Genomic DNA, 12,596 nt, shown 5'->3' with positions numbered 1-12,596 from the left:
ACTCCCCGGTAAGGAATCCTCACCGTGAACGACGACTACTACGAGCTCCTCGGCGTCTCCCGCGACGCCTCCACCGAGGAGATCAAGAAGGCGTACCGGAAGCTCGCCCGGACGCTGCACCCCGATGTGAACCCCGACCCGGAGGCGGCGGAGAAGTTCAAGAAGGTCTCCCAGGCCTACGAGACCCTCTCCCACTCCGACAAGCGCCGCCAGTACGACATGGGCGGCGGCCCGGGCATGGGCGGCGGTGGCGGCTTCGGGGGCTTCGGCGGAGGCGCCGGCTTCGACGTCAACGACATCTTCGACATGTTCGCCGGCGCCGCCGGGATGCGTGGGGGACGCGGCCAGGGCCCGGTGCCCCGCCAGCGCCGCGGCGGCGACGTGCTGCGACGGGTGAAGATCGACCTGCGCGACGTGGTCTTCGGCACCGAGGAGGAGGTCACTTTCCGGACCGCCGAACAGTGCGAGCGCTGCGACGGCTCCTGCTGCGAGCCGGGCACCAGCCCCACCCGCTGCACCGCCTGCAACGGCTCCGGCCACGTCCAGCGCGTCGCCCAGTCGCTGCTGGGCCAGATGGTGACCATGGCCCCGTGCCCCACCTGCGAGGGTCACGGCGACGTCATCGAGAGCCCCTGCACCGGCTGCTCCGGGCACGGCCGCACCCCGGCCGAGCGCACCGTCACCGTGAAGGTCCCCTCCGGGGTCGAGAACGGCACCCGCATCCAGCTGCGCGGCCAGGGCGAGGTCGGCGAGGCCGGCGGCCCCTCCGGCGACCTGTTCATCGAGCTCGCGGTCACCGACCATGAGATGTTCGACCGCGACGGCGAGGACCTCGTGACCACGATGTCGGTCCCGATGACCTCCGCCGCCCTCGGCGCGACGATCCCGCTGGAGACCTTCGACGGCAACCAGGACATCGACGTCAGGCCCGGCGCCCAGCCCGGCGACGAGATCACCCTCAAGGGCCTCGGCGTGACCCCGCTGCGCCGAGAGCGGCGCGGCGACATCCGCGTCGTCCTCGACATCGACGTGCCCACCACGCTCAGCGAGCAGGAGCGTGAGCTGCTCGAGCAGTTCGCCGCGCTGCGCGGGGACGAGACCACCCGCCGCAAGGGCCACGGCCCCTTCTCCAAGCTCCGCGATCGCCTGCGCGACCTCTGAGCGACCGACGACGGCAGTAGCCCTGACATGCCCTCCACCCCGCCCGGGTTCCTGATCCTCGACGACACGCTCGCGACCGCGCGCGAGGGCGAGGTCCTGACCCTGGACGGGGAGGAGGGACGGCACGCCGCCAAGGTCGCCCGCATCGGCGTGGGGGAGCAGGTCCTGCTCACCGACGCCCCGGGGCGCCAGGTGCTCGCGGAGGTCACCACCGCCCGCAAGGAGGCCCTCGAGCTGGCTCTGCTGGAGGACCCGAGCCCGGGCGTCGAGCGCCTGCCGCGCTTGAGCCTGGTCCAGGCCCTGGCCACCGGCGGCCGCGACGAGCAGGCGATCGAATCCGCCACCGAGCTCGGCGTCGACCGGGTCGTGCCCTGGATCGCGCGCCGTTCCGTCTCGATCTGGCGGGGGGAGAAGCTCGCCAAGGGCCGGGCCCGCTGGGCGGGCACGGTGCGGGCCGCCGTCAAGCAGTGCCGCCGCCCCGGGATCCCCGCGGTCGACGCCCCGGTGACGACCGCCCAGCTCACCGACGTCCTCGGGGAGCTCGCCGCCGACCGGACCCTCGTGCTGGTCCTGCACGAGCAGGAATCAGTGAGCCTGATGAGCCTCGCCGAGCAGCTGCAGGCGGCCAGCGAGAACGGGATCGAGGAGATCGTGGTGATCGTCGGCCCCGAGGGCGGGATCGACCCCGACGAGCTCGACGCCCTCCGCGGGGCCGGGGCGCTCTCCGTGCTGCTGGGCCCCGAGGTGCTGCGCTCCTCGACCGCGGGCCCCGCCGCGATCGCGGTGCTCAGCAGCCTCGTCGGCCGCTGGGGCTGAGCGGGTTCGACCGGCCGCTGGGGCCGATGCTCCTCCAGCAGCCGATGCTCCACCAGCGACCGGGGCTGCACCAGCGAGCGGGGCTGCCGCCTCGCCGACCGGCAGGGCCGCCGCACCTCCTCCCACCGGCCACCCGCTGTGATCTGCTCCCATCGGATCCGTGAAAAGCGGGTGAGCCGGGGCACACCGCTGTGTAGGGTCGATCACCATGAGCCCGGACGCCCTGCTGCCCGACGTCCTGGAACCCGACGTCTCGGCACCTCGGGGGACGAGGGGCGGGCATCGATGATCCTCGCCGAGAACCTGGTCAAGGAGTTCACGCGGCCGCAGCGAGTGCAGGGCCGCTTCTCCGGGGTGCGCTCCTTCCTCAGCACCCGGACCGTGACCACCCGTGCGGTCGACGACATCTCGCTGCGCATCGACGACGGCGAGATCGTCGGCTACCTCGGTCCCAACGGCGCCGGGAAGTCCACCACCATCAAGATGCTCACCGGCATCCTCGTGCCGACCTCCGGACACATCGAGGTCGAGGGGATCGTGCCGTGGAAGCACCGCCGGGCGAATGCGCGCAGCGTCGGCGCCGTCTTCGGCCAGCGCACCCAGCTGTGGACCGACCTGCCGCTGCGGGAGTCCTTCGAGCTGATCGCGAGGCTCTACGGGATGGGCCCGGCCGAGTACCGGCGCTCTCTGGAGACCTTCGTGGACCTGCTGGAGATGGGCTCGTTCCTCGACACCGCGGTGCGGTCGCTGTCGCTGGGGCAGCGGATGCGCGGGGATCTCGTCGCCGCGATGCTGTACCGGCCCCCGGTGCTCTACCTCGACGAACCCACCGTCGGCCTGGACGTCGTCGCCAAGGCGCGCATCCGCGACTTCATCGCCGAGCAGAATCGCACCGAGGGCACGACCGTGCTGCTGACCACCCACGACATCGCCGATGTCGAGCAGCTGGCCCAGCGGGTGGTCATCATCGACGAGGGACGGATCCTCTACGACGGCGACCTGGAGAGCCTGCGCGCCCGCTACGCCCCCTTCCGCGAGATCGTGGTGAGCGCCCCGACCCTCTCCGAGGACCTCGAGGTGCCGGGGCTGACGCTGACCCGCCTGGTCCCCGCCGGCGACGAGATGCGGGCCACCTTCCGCTTCGACCCCGCCCGGATCCCGGCCCCGGCGGCGATCGGGCGCCTCACGGGCAGCCTGGAGATCACGGACCTCTCCTCCCGCGAGCCGAACGTGGAGGATGTGATCCGCCGGATCTACACCGAGCGGGGTGTGCGGGCGTGAGCCTCGCAGCGCCCGTCGGCCAGGACCGCCTGCTGGTCGGGGGGATCCGGGCCTCGATCGCCCACGCCGCGCGCGCCCAGTTCGCCTTCCGCGCGTCCACCTGGACCGGGATCGTCGGCTGCGTGCTGCAGGTGATCCTCGTGCACCTGGTGTGGAGCGCGGTCTACGGCGACCGCACCGACGTCGCCGGCGTCGCCCAGGTCGATGCCATCACCTACGCCGTCCTCGGCGTGCTGACCACCACCGTCTTCCAGCCGTTCATGTTCGACTCCATGCTGGGCCGGCTGCGCACCGGGGCCATCGCCTTCGACGTGATGCGGCCGATCTCCGCCGTCCCGCTGGCCCTGGCCCGCCAGGTCGGCGGGACCGTCGGCCAGCTGCCTGCGGCTGCCATCGCCCTCGTCGTGGGCCTGGCGCTCGGGGCGATCGCCCTGCCGGGATCCTGGCTCTCGGGCCTGGCCTGCCTGGTCTCGCTGTCCTTGGGATTCGTCATCGCCCTGCTGGTGAACTTCACGGTCGGCCTGGTGGGGTTCTGGACCCTCGAGGTGGGCGGCGCGTTCCTGATCTACCGGATGCTCGCGCAGTTCTCCTCCGGGGCGCTGATCCCGCTGTGGTTCATGCCCGACTGGCTCACCGGCATCCTCACCCTGCTGCCGTTCTCCGCGCAGATCTTCGTGCCGCTGTCGATCTACGTGGATCGCGACCCCGGATGGCACACCGTCCAGGCGATCGGGATCCAGGCGGTCTGGATCCTCGTGCTCATCGCCCTGGCCGCCCTGGTGTGGCGACGTGCCATCCGACGGTTGGTGATCTTCGGTGGCTGAGGCATCCGTCGGCGCCGCGCCGATCCGCCGCGGCTCGCTCGCCCGGCCGATCCCGGCCTGGCGCACCTACACGATCCTGCTCGGGGCGACCTGGCGCAGCATGCGGGTCCACCGCGTGAACCTGATCCTCACCTTCCTGGGCAGCGCGGCGCTGCAGGGGACCCAACTGGCCTTCATCGGGGTGCTGCTGGGAGCCTTCGGCACCATCGCGGGCTGGGAGGTGTACGACGTGGCCTTCCTGTACGGGCTGCGACTGACCGCGCACGGCGTGTGCACCATCAACTTCGGCCAGCACCGGGCCAGTGCGAACGTGGTGCGCGACGGGCACTGGGACCGCTACCTCCTGCGCCCGGCGCCGCCGTTGATGCAGCTGCTGACCCGGTTCTTCAACCCGGGAACGCTCGGGGACCTCGTCCTCGGCCTGGCGATCCTCGGCGTCGCCGCTTCCCAGCTCGGCATCGACTGGTCGCTCTGGATCGTGGCGTACATCGCGGCCGCCGCGATCGGGGGAGGACTCGTCGAGGCCGGGCTGCAGATCGGCATCTCCGGGCTGGACTTCCGGATGGGGCCGACCACCCGCGTCAAGGACACCATCGACCGTGTGCTGACGGACTTCGGCGCGTACCCCATGACGATCTTCGGCACCGCGGGGACCTACCTGCTGACCTTCCTGCTGCCGCTGGCGTTCATGGCCTACCTCCCGGCGACGATCGTGCTGGGCCACGCGGATGAGCTGGTGGTGCCGCTCTGGCTCGCGCTCGGCTCGCCACTGGCCGGGCCGCTGATCCTCGGCGCCGGGGTGGCGGTGTTCCGGTACCTCTCACGGTTCTACGCGAGCCCCGGGCACTGATCGCGGCGCGCCCGGTGCCCGCTCGTCGGTTCCACCGATGCGTCCCGTGGGTGGTGCGGATCCGTGGAACGGGCGTGAGTCTGCGGCGCGCCGTGGGTTGGGCCGCGGAGGCCGTCGCGGGGCGCGCCCGGTGCCCGCTCGTCGGTTCCACCGATGTGTCCTGTGGGTGGTGCGGATCCGTGGAACGGGCGTGAGCTTGCGGCGTGCCGTGGGTTGGGCCGCGGAGGCCGTCGCGGGGCGCGCCCGGTGCCCGCTCGTCGGTTCCACCGATGCGTCCCGTGGGTGGTGCGGATCCGTGGAACGGGCGTGAGTCTGCGGCGCGCCGTGGGATGGGCGGCGGGGGAACCGAGGACGAGGCCCCGGTGCAGGCCGACGACGGGGCCCCATCCCGTGCAGGCCGACGACGAGGCCCCGCCGACGCAGGGGCGACGACGGGGCCGGAAGGCGTGGGGGAGAGGGATGAGACTCTCGGATCGATCGAACGTCAGGCGATGGGGGCGGGGACCTTCGACTCGATCGCGAGGAGCGCGGTCTCCAGGGCTGCGGCCTTCTGCTCGGTGATGAACAGCTCGCCGTCGACCGAGAGGTCCTCGCGGAAGCCGAGGCCCACCGTGCCGACGATGTCGGCATCCAGGCGCAGCATCAGCTTCTCGAGCAGCGGCAGCACCTCCTGTGCGGCGCCCCACCCGTAGCCGACCAGCACGGTGGGCAGACCGTTCCATTCGGAGTACAGGAAGTCGATCGCGTTCTTCAGCGCACCGGTGTAGGAGCCGTTGTACTGCGGGGTGAGGATCACCACGGCGTCGAGCGCGCCGATCCGCTCGCCCCAGCTCCGACCGTGGGCGGTGGTCTTGTCCGCGCCGGACTTCGGGCTCGTCGGCTCGTCGAAGGAAGGCAGGGCGACGTCGCGCAGGTCGATGAAGTCCAGGTCGAACCGATCCCCGGCGGATTCGGCGACCCAGCGGGCCACCTTCTCCCCGACGCGGTTGGGGCGGGCGCTGCTGATGATGATTCCGAGCTTCGTCATGATGATTTAAACTTCTCATACAGTCGCGGGCATCCCAAAACGGCTGTGCGATGAGTCGCTCCCGTAGACTTCGGGACATGCCTGAGACCGCCACCGAACACCATGACCCGGACTGCGTCTTCTGCAAGATCCTCGCGGGCGAGATCCCGTCCGATCGTGTGTACGAGGACGAGGAGGTCATCGCCTTCAAGGATCTGAATCCGAAGGCGCCGGTCCACGTCCTCGTGGTTCCGCGTGAGCACCGCCGCGACGTCCGGGAGCTCGCAGAGCAGCCCGAACTGCTCGCCCACGTCGCCACCGTTGCCGGGAAGATCGCTGCTGACCAGGCGAGCGGCGACTTCCGATTGATCTTCAACACCGGCGCCAGCGCCGGCCAGTCCGTCTTCCACGTGCACGCGCACGTCCTCGCGGGCGGCAAGCTCGCAGAAGGAGAGATGTGACCGACCCGCTCACCCCGGCCCCGGGCCGCGCCCCGCAGGCGCACGAACGGACGCTGGCGATCCCCGAGCATCTCAGCCCCTTCCAGGTGCTCGGCGAGAACGATCAGGCGCTGGCCGCTCTCGAGGACGCCGTCCCCGACACGGACGTTCATGTGCGCGGCCACCAGGTGACCCTGCGCGGCACCGAGGACGCCCTGCGGCGCAGCGAGCACATCATGCGCAGCCTGATCGACCTGGCCGGTACGGGCCAGGCCGTGACGGCCGAGGCGGTCCAGCGCGCCGCGAACCTCTACGGGGACGACCGCGGCTCGGGCCAGAAGCTCGAGCAGGTGCTCTCGCGCACGGTGCTGTCCTCGCGGGGCCGCAGCATCCGGCCCAAGACGCTGGGCCAGCAGAAGTACATCGAGGCCGTCGAATCTTCGACCGTCACCTTCGGGATCGGTCCGGCCGGCACCGGCAAGACGTACCTGGCGGTCGCATTGGCCGTGCAGCAGCTGCTGAGCAAGCAGGTCAACCGGATCATCCTCACCCGTCCGGCGGTGGAGGCGGGGGAGCGGCTGGGCTTCCTGCCCGGATCGCTGAACGAGAAGATCGACCCCTATCTGCGCCCGTTGCTGGACGCGCTGCATGACATGCTCGACCCCGAGTCGATCCCGCGCCTGATGAACGCCGGCACCATCGAGGTCGCCCCCCTGGCGTACATGCGCGGACGCACCCTGAACGACGCCTTCATCATCCTGGACGAGGCCCAGAACACCACTCCGGAGCAGATGAAGATGTTCCTGACCCGGCTGGGCTTCAACTCGACGATGGTCGTCACCGGCGACGTCACCCAGGTCGACCTGCCCGGCTCCCAGAAGAGCGGGCTGCGGGTGGTCGAGCAGGTGCTCGGCGGGATCGACGACATCTCCTTCTGCCGCCTCTCCTCCCGCGACGTGGTCCGCCACCGACTCGTCAGCGACATCGTCGAGGCCTACGGGCGCTGGGAGATCGATCCCGGCGGCCATCGCGACGTCCGGCACCGCCCCGCCTCGGGGACGTGAGCGGTGGCCCGCGGTCCCGGGACGGGAGTCCTGAGCCCCGACCCTGACGACCCGACCTGCATGACAGAGCACCGAGAACGAAGCACCGAGAACTGAGCGCCGAGAGCTGAGCACCGCACCATGACCATCGAGATCCGCAACGAGACCACCGCCGTCGTCGACGAGAACGAGTTCGTCGAGTGCGCACGCTTCGTCTTCGAGGCGATGCATCTGCACCCCGCCACCGAGATGTCGATCCTCTTCGTCGACGAGGACGCGATGGAGAAGCTCCACGTGCAGTGGCTGGATCTGCCCGGTCCCACCGATGTGATGAGCTTCCCGATGGATGAGCTGACGCCCGGTTCGGCCGAGCAGCCGGCCCCCGAAGGGCTGCTCGGCGACGTGGTGCTGTGCCCGAGCGTCGCCGCCAAGCAGGCGGCGGAGGCCGGTCACAGCGCGGTCGAGGAGATGCTGCTGCTGACCTGCCACTCCATCCTCCACCTGCTGGGCTACGACCACATGGAGGACGACGAGCGCACGGTCATGTTCGACCTCCAGCGCAAGCTCCTGCTGACCTTCCTCGCCTCGCGAGAGTCGAGCTGATCGCCCCCATGCTCGACGAACCTCATCCTCCCCCGGCCGCCGACTCCGGCTCTGCCCCTGTCGCCGGCCCTGCCCCCGTCGCCGGCAACGTCCCCGTCGCCGGCACTGCCCCTGATTCCGGTCCCGTCCCTGTCTCGGACGGGGCCTGTGCAGCACGGCGGTGCCCATGCTGACCGCCCCGCTGCTCGTCCTGATCCCACTGGGTCTGGCGGGGCAGGTGGTCGCGGCCGTGCTGACCGCGGTCGACGCGGCCCACCTGGCCGTCTCCCGCGGCTCGCTCGAGAAGGCCGTCGCCGATCAGCCCGGCCCGGTCCGCGCCCGCGTCCTGGACCAGCACGGCGACGGCGCCCGCACCCTCGCCTCGGTCTCGCTGGGGCGCATGCTCGCCGAGGCCGTCACGATCGCCTCCGTCGCCGCGATCACCTTCCTGATCTTCGATCAGCTGGGCGCCGACAGCGCCTGGGCCGCGCCGCTCCTCATCACCATCGTGCTGGCCGGTCTGCTGCTGCTGGTGGTGCTGGCCATCTCCCCGCGCACCATCGGCCGGGGCCGCCCCGAGTCCGTGCTGATCTCCACCCGGTGGCTGGTGGCCGCCGCCCGATTCGTCCTGTGGCTGCCGGCCGGCGCGCTGACCAGCGTCGGTGAGAACCTCGCCTCCCGGCCCGGGAATTCCGAGAGCCCCGAGGACGGAGCTGAGAAGGCGCGGCAGAACGTCGATCGAGCGCTCGAGGACGAGCATGTCGCGGACGGGGAGCGGGACATGATCCAAGGGGTGTTCGACCTGCGCGAGACGATGGTCCGCGAGCTGATGGTGCCCCGCACCGACATGGTGGCCCTGGACGTCGACGCCTCCGCGAAGAAGGCGATGCGGCTGTTCGTCCGCTCCGGCTTCTCCCGCATCCCCGTGATCGGCGAGACCGTCGACGACCTGCGCGGCATGCTGTACGCCAAGGACGTCATGAAGGCGATCCACTCGCCCTGGGACCCGCGCCCCGAGCGACCCGTCGGCGAGATCATGCGCCCGGCGCGCTTCGTGCCCGAGTTCGTCGCGGCCGACGAGGTGCTGCGCCAGATGCAGACCAGCCACGTGCACATCAGCGTGGTGGTCGACGAGTACGGGGGCGTCTCGGGCATCGTCACCATCGAGGACATCCTCGAGGAGATCGTCGGCGAGATCGCCGACGAGCACGACCCGGATGAGCCCGAGATCGAGGACCTCGGCGGCGGCCGCTACCGGGCACCCGCCCGGGCCGGGCTCACCGAGGTCGGCGAACTGTTCGACCTCGAGATCGAGGACGACGACATCGACAGCGTCGGCGGCCTGCTGGGCAAGGCGATCGGCCAGGTGCCGATCGTCGGCTCCCGCGCCGAGACGCACGGCCTGGTTCTCGAGGCCGAGAAGACCTCGGGGCGCCGCCGCCGGCTGTCCTCCGTGATCGTCTCCCGGGCTCCGGAGCCGGGGCCCCCGCCACATGATGCCGACCAGGAGAGCCCCGATGACTGAACCCCTCACCCCCGCCGGCGACGGCACCGGCGCGCGCCCCGCGCCGGACCCCGCTGAGCCGAACACGGACGCTCACGAGCCCGGCGCGCGCCCCGCGCACCGCGCAGGCTTCGTCGCCCTCGTGGGCCGGCCCAACGTCGGAAAGTCCACGCTGACCAACGCGCTGGTGGGGGAGAAGGTCGCGATCACCTCCAGCAAACCGCAGACCACCCGCCGCGCGATCCGCGGGATCGTCAGCGGTGAGGACTCGCAGATCATCCTGGTCGACACACCCGGCGTTCACCGCCCCCGCACCCTGCTGGGGGAGCGGCTGAACGACCTGGTGCGCGAGACCCTCTCCGAGGTCGACGTGGTCGGATTCTGCTTGCCCGCCGACCAGAAGATCGGGCCCGGCGACCGCTTCATCGCCCAGGACCTCGCCGAGATGCGCAGCGGCCGCCGCGGCCCGCGCGTGGTCGCCATCGTCACCAAGACCGACCTCGTCGGCCGCGACCGACTGGCGGAGCACCTGATGGCCGTGGACCAGCTGCTGGACGTCGACGAGATCGTTCCGATCTCGGCCGTCACCGGGGAGCAGGTCGACGTGCTGCTCGAGGTCGTCGCTCGCCACCTGCCCGAGAGCCCGCAGCTGTACCCGGACGACCAGCTCACCGAGGAGTCCCGGGACGACCGCATCTCGGAGCTGATTCGCGAGGCCGCCCTGGAGGGCGTGCGCGAAGAGCTGCCCCACTCGATCGCCGTGGTGGTCGAGGAGGTCGTCGAGACCGATCCCGACGGGGACCCCTTCGCCGAGGTCGCCCCCGGTGAGGGACGCCTGGTGGTGCGCGCGACCCTGTACGTCGAGCGCGACAGCCAGAAGGGCATCATCATCGGCAAGGGCGGATCCCGCCTGCAAGAGGTCGGCTCTCGCGCCCGTGCCGAGATCAACCAGCTGATCGGCCGGAAGGTGCATCTGGACCTGCGCGTCAAGGTGGCCAAGGAGTGGCAGCGTGATCCCAAGCAGCTGGGACGGCTGGGATTCTGACCCTCTGCTCCGAGGGAGCAGTTCGCATCGTGAGCGGCCTCGAGCCGGGCGGCCGACGGTGCTACCGTGACGATCATGCGTGGATCGCTGCTCCTGCTTAGCCGCCGCGACGGGACCTGAACGCCGGGACCCCGCCGCGGCTGACGTTGCGTCCGGCGACCGGTACCCCAGCGAGAAGGACCTTGTGATGACTGAATCCACGACGACGGCTGACTCCACGATCAGCTCCGTCCCCTCCACGACCGCCCCCACCCCGGCGATCGCCGCCGTCGGCGACCCGTCGACCCCCGTCGTCGGCTCCTCGGGCGGAGCCCCTCAGCAGCCCTCGGGCATGCCGATCCACAAGTACCTGCCCTTCCACGAGCAGATCAGCGTGGAGCTGCCGGATCGCACCTGGCCCACCCGGCGCATCACCCGGGCCCCGCGCTGGTGCGCCGTCGACCTGCGCGATGGCAACCAGGCGCTCATCGACCCGATGAACTCCGAGCGCAAGCTGCGCATGTTCGAGCTGCTGGTCGGGATGGGCTACAAGGAGATCGAGGTCGGCTTCCCCGCCGCCTCGACGACGGACTACGACTTCGTGCGCACCCTCATCGAGGAGGACCGCATCCCGGGCGACGTCTCGATCCAGGTCCTCACCCAGGCCCGAGAGCACCTGATCGAACGCACCTACCAGGCGATCTCGGGCGCTCCGCGCGCCGTCGTGCACCTGTACAACTCCACCTCCGCGGTCCAGCGCGACGTCGTCTTCCGGGCCGACGAGGACACCGTGCTGGACATCGCGGTCCAGGGCGCCCTGCTGTGCAAGAAGTACGAGGAGACGACGCCGGACACGCAGATCACCTACCAGTACTCCCCGGAGTCCTACACGGGCACCGAGCTCGAGTACGCCCTGCGCGTGTGCAACGCCGTCATCGACGTCATCAAGCCCACGCCGCAGGACCGGATGATCGTGAACCTGCCGGCCACGGTCGAGATGGCCACCCCCAACGTGTACGCCGACTCCATCGAGTGGATGCACCGTCACCTGGATCGTCGCGACTCGGTGGTGCTGTCGCTGCACCCGCACAACGACCGCGGCACCGGCGTGGCCGCCGCGGAGCTGGGCTACCTCGCCGGTGCCGACCGCATCGAGGGATGTCTGTTCGGCAACGGCGAGCGCACCGGCAACGTGGACCTGGTGACGTTGGGTCTGAACCTGTTCACGCAGGGCATCGACCCGCAGATCGACTTCTCCGACCTCGACGAGGTGCGCCGCACCGTCGAGCACTGCAACCAGATGCCGGTGCCCGAGCGCAGCCCGTACGGCGGCGATCTGGTGTTCACCGCGTTCTCCGGCTCGCACCAGGACGCCATCAACAAGGGCCTGGAGCGGATGGAGTCCGACGCCGAGAAGGTCGGCAAGGCCGTGGACGACATGGTCTGGAGGGTGCCGTACCTGCCGGTGGACCCCAAGGACCTGGGCCGGTCCTACGAGGCCGTGATCCGCGTGAACTCGCAGTCCGGCAAGGGCGGCATGGCCTATCTGCTGCGCACCGAGCACGGTCTGGATCTGCCGCGGCGTCTGCAGATCGAGTTCTCGGGCATCGTCCAGCAGAAGACGGACTCCGACGGCGGCGAGGTCAGCCCGGAAGCGCTCTGGGAGGCCTTCACCGACGAGTACCTGCCGGCCACGGAGGAGTCCAAGCGCTGGGGTCGCTTCGCCATCACCTCCATCCATCAGGAGTCCACCGGCGAGGGCGCGGATCGCATCATGGTCACGCTGGTGGTGGACGGCCAGGAGCACACGGTCACCGGCATCGGCAACGGTCCCCTGGACGGCTTCGTCAAGGCCCTGGCCGAGCGCAAGATCGACGTGCGGATCCTCGACTACGCCGAGCACGCGCTGACCGAGGGCGACGACTCCCTGGCCGCCTCGTACATCGAGTGCGAGATCGGCGACCGCATCTGCTGGGGCGTGGGCGTGGACGGCTCGATCACGCGCGCCTCCCTCGAAGCGATCATCTCGGCCCTGAACCGCGAGCAGCGCGCCGGGCGCTGAGGC

General features: G+C 70.6%; 12 protein-coding genes. 11 read left to right on the top strand and 1 reads right to left on the bottom strand.

Annotated elements, in window-relative coordinates:
• Positions 1-24 precede the first annotated feature (24 nt).
• The 5 genes from dnaJ (at position 25) to BH708_RS04230 (ending at position 4,932) form a co-directional block, all read left to right on the top strand.
• Entirely contained in the window at positions 25-1,161 is a 1,137-nt protein-coding gene (gene dnaJ / locus BH708_RS04250; protein WP_076806882.1) for a molecular chaperone DnaJ, read from the top strand.
• Positions 1,162-1,188: 27 nt separating this feature from the next.
• The gene (locus tag BH708_RS04245; RefSeq protein ID WP_076806880.1) at positions 1,189-1,977 is read left to right on the top strand and encodes a 16S rRNA (uracil(1498)-N(3))-methyltransferase; all 789 of its coding nucleotides are present in this window, start codon (positions 1,189-1,191) and stop codon (positions 1,975-1,977) included.
• Positions 1,978-2,262: 285 nt separating this feature from the next.
• Positions 2,263-3,258, top strand: a complete 996-nt coding sequence (locus tag BH708_RS04240) for an ATP-binding cassette domain-containing protein (RefSeq protein WP_076806878.1) — start codon at positions 2,263-2,265, stop codon at positions 3,256-3,258.
• Positions 3,255-4,082, top strand: coding sequence for an ABC-2 family transporter protein (locus BH708_RS04235; RefSeq protein WP_083713267.1), 828 nt, complete (start codon positions 3,255-3,257; stop codon positions 4,080-4,082). Before BH708_RS04240 ends, BH708_RS04235 begins: the two co-directional genes overlap by 4 nt.
• A complete protein-coding gene (locus BH708_RS04230; RefSeq protein ID WP_083713266.1) occupies positions 4,075-4,932 on the top strand; it encodes an ABC transporter permease in 858 nt (285 codons plus the stop codon). The genes BH708_RS04235 and BH708_RS04230 overlap by 8 nt, the downstream gene beginning before the upstream one ends.
• Positions 4,933-5,416: 484 nt before the next feature.
• On the opposite strand, the gene BH708_RS04225 is transcribed toward BH708_RS04230, so the two are convergent.
• Positions 5,417-5,959 carry an NADPH-dependent FMN reductase gene (locus BH708_RS04225; protein ID WP_076806876.1) on the bottom strand — a complete coding sequence of 181 codons (543 nt, stop codon included), beginning with the start codon at positions 5,957-5,959 and terminating at the stop codon, positions 5,417-5,419.
• A 77-nt stretch (positions 5,960-6,036) separates the two neighbouring features.
• On the opposite strand from BH708_RS04225, the gene BH708_RS04220 reads away from it, so the two are divergent.
• The 6 genes from BH708_RS04220 (at position 6,037) to leuA (ending at position 12,593) form a co-directional block, all read left to right on the top strand.
• On the top strand, positions 6,037-6,399 hold the full coding sequence (locus BH708_RS04220) for a histidine triad nucleotide-binding protein (protein WP_076806875.1): 363 nt from the start codon (positions 6,037-6,039) through the stop codon (positions 6,397-6,399).
• A complete protein-coding gene (locus BH708_RS04215; RefSeq protein WP_076806874.1) occupies positions 6,396-7,442 on the top strand; it encodes a PhoH family protein in 1,047 nt (348 codons plus the stop codon). The genes BH708_RS04220 and BH708_RS04215 overlap by 4 nt, the downstream gene beginning before the upstream one ends.
• 120 nt (positions 7,443-7,562) lie before the next feature.
• Complete coding sequence (gene ybeY, locus BH708_RS04210) at positions 7,563-8,024, top strand: rRNA maturation RNase YbeY (protein WP_076806872.1); 462 nt, start codon at positions 7,563-7,565, stop codon at positions 8,022-8,024.
• Between the two features lie 166 nt (positions 8,025-8,190).
• The gene (locus BH708_RS04205) at positions 8,191-9,528 is read left to right on the top strand and encodes a hemolysin family protein (RefSeq protein ID WP_076806870.1); all 1,338 of its coding nucleotides are present in this window, start codon (positions 8,191-8,193) and stop codon (positions 9,526-9,528) included.
• Positions 9,521-10,552, top strand: coding sequence for a GTPase Era (era, locus tag BH708_RS04200; RefSeq protein WP_157235736.1), 1,032 nt, complete (start codon positions 9,521-9,523; stop codon positions 10,550-10,552). Before BH708_RS04205 ends, era begins: the two co-directional genes overlap by 8 nt.
• Positions 10,553-10,883: 331 nt before the next feature.
• On the top strand, positions 10,884-12,593 hold the full coding sequence (leuA, locus tag BH708_RS04195) for a 2-isopropylmalate synthase (protein WP_253705553.1): 1,710 nt from the start codon (positions 10,884-10,886) through the stop codon (positions 12,591-12,593).
• Positions 12,594-12,596 lie beyond the last annotated feature (3 nt).

The organism is Brachybacterium sp. P6-10-X1 (assembly GCF_001969445.1).
In the GTDB taxonomy this organism is placed as follows: Bacteria; Actinomycetota; Actinomycetes; order Actinomycetales; family Dermabacteraceae; genus Brachybacterium.
This window is presented reverse-complemented; position numbering and strand designations above follow the sequence as displayed.